The following is a 2,115-nucleotide window of genomic DNA, read 5'->3' as shown; positions in this document are numbered from 1 at the left end:
ACGTGCAGGAGGACTGGATAGCCGGCGGCGGGCGTGTCGGTCAGGACCCGTACGACCCGATCGCGTGGTTGACCTGCCATATTGCAGTCCGGGCAGCGTCGATCGGGGTCGAGGACCTCGCAGAAAACATGGGTCCGGTCATCGGCGCCGACGGCCGCGCCGGTGATCGTGACGCCCAACTCGACGGTTCGGCAGATCGTGTCGGCAACATCGGAAGTAAGCTCAGCCATGGGTCCTGTGGTGTGCGTCAAGGGTGTGTAGGAACTTCCATGATCACACCCAGGACCCGCCTACATCTTGTGGTCGCCCGCGCTCGTCCCGAAGCTCACCTACGCACCGCAGGGATGCGTGCCCCGATCCGCATCGCCACTTTCTCACTAAGAAGACGGGGGAAGGTGGTCGCGACAGGGCTATGATGTGACCATGATCAATCCAGCAGGCATTCCTCACGGGTATAACACTCCGATCCCGAGCGAGATCTTGACTGCGGACCGGGTCGAGACTCGGATCGGCACGCTGGAGTTCACCGACGGCTTCCCCAGCGACGACACGGCCGCGAAGGTCTTCGACCACCTGGACTTCCTTCGAGCCGTCGAGGTGTTCCTGCAGTGCGTTCCTGCTGCCTCAATGGAGGGGCTGCGCGCGGGCCTATTAGACATCGGCTGTGACGCGGCGCATAAGATGGTGATCGCTGATCGCCTCCTGGACTCCAACCCACTCTTCCTCACCGGAAACACCGATACGGTCTACGCGCTTGCGATGCTTGACCTGCACCGGGATGGTCCGACGGTCGTACAGATTCCACCCGGGTGCGGACCTGGCACAGTCAACGATGCCTGGTTCCGCTTCGTGACCGATATGGGCGCACCGGGACCTGACCGCGGTGCCGGCGGTAACTACCTGATCGTTCCTCCCGAGTATGAGGGCGAGATTCCCGATGGGTACTTCGTCTCCCACTCGCCGAGCTACACCAACCTGCTGGCGCTGCGAGGTTTCGTTGTCGAGGGCAAGACCGACGTGGCAAAGGCGATGTTCGAGGATGGAGTCAAGATCTACCCGCTGTCGGCGGCGGACGCGCGTCCTGAGATGGAGTTCAGCTCGTTCTCGGGCAAGGAGTTCAACACCATTCACGCCAACGATCGGACGTTCTACAACGAGATGGCGGACGTGATCAGGCGCGAACCGATTGACGTGATTGATCCGGAGACTCGGGGTCTGCTTGCTTCGATCGGCATTCGCAAGGATCGTGCGTTCGCCCCTGATGAGCAGATGTGTGGCACGCTCGCCGACGCTGCGGCGGTCGGTAACGCCACCGCTCGCTCGATTGTCTTCCAGACCAGGGACAAGCGCGCCTACTTCTACGAGGATCGCAAGTGGAAGACCGGCTTTGTGGGCGGCGACTACCGGTGGCTCGATGGAGACGGGCGCGACGGGCGCAATATGGATGCCAGGACGATGTTCTTCTACCAGGCGACCTTGAATACTCCGGCGATGGCCCTCGAGATGGTCGGTGTCGGCTCGCAGTATGCGCTGACCGAGAGGGACGCCTCCGGTGCGTTCCTGCAGGGTAGTCACAGCTATCGGCTGACTCTTCCGTCGGGCGTTCCTGCTAAGGATTTCTGGTCGGTCATCGTCTACGACCCCCAGACCCGCTCGGAATTGCAGACCGGACAGCCACTGCCCAGCCGGAGCAGTGAGAACAACCGCACTGAACTCGTCTACAATGACGACGGCTCGATCGACTTGACCTTCAGCCCGGAACCGCCGAGTGAACACCGCGGGAATTGGATCCAGACAGTCCCCTCCAAGAGTTGGTACGCGATCCTGCGACTGTATGGGCCGCTGAAGCCCTGGTTCGACAAGACCTGGAAGCCACACGATATCGAGCGAATCTGATCGCACGCAGCGACTGTCGGCGGGCACCATTCTGATGCGTGGGGCAGGTCAGGGTGGCCTGCGCCGCTAAGCGAACAGGGGAATACTTTACTGGCTCTTCGTATTTCAGAGTGCGTTGACCCTTTCGGCGAGCTGACCGGAATGCAGTAGGGACCGCAAGATGTAGTGGTCGAGGTTGCGGAAGCCCTGGGCGATTCCGCGGAGGTGTTCGAGGCGTCC

General features: G+C 61.7%; 1 protein-coding gene and 1 pseudogene. One reads left to right on the top strand and one right to left on the bottom strand.

Annotated elements, in window-relative coordinates:
• Nucleotides 1-230, bottom strand: a pseudogene (locus tag ABD989_RS17585) (ISL3 family transposase); the annotation flags it as partial.
• A 193-nt stretch (nucleotides 231-423) separates the two neighbouring features.
• Between ABD989_RS17585 and ABD989_RS17580 the strand changes: the two are divergent.
• Entirely contained in the window at nucleotides 424-1,896 is a 1,473-nt protein-coding gene (locus tag ABD989_RS17580; RefSeq protein WP_345314495.1) for a DUF1254 domain-containing protein, read from the top strand.
• Nucleotides 1,897-2,115 lie beyond the last annotated feature (219 nt).

This window comes from Gordonia alkaliphila (genome assembly GCF_039542465.1).
Taxonomy (GTDB): domain Bacteria; phylum Actinomycetota; class Actinomycetes; order Mycobacteriales; family Mycobacteriaceae; genus Gordonia; species Gordonia alkaliphila.
Note: the sequence above shows the minus strand (reverse complement) of the source record. Positions and strands in the feature narration are given on the sequence as shown.

Excerpts from the sequence above, each read along its gene's own strand:
- ABD989_RS17580 (WP_345314495.1), top strand. The coding sequence starts at position 424 with ATGATCAATCCAGCAGGCATTCCTCACGGGTATAACACTCCGATCCCG.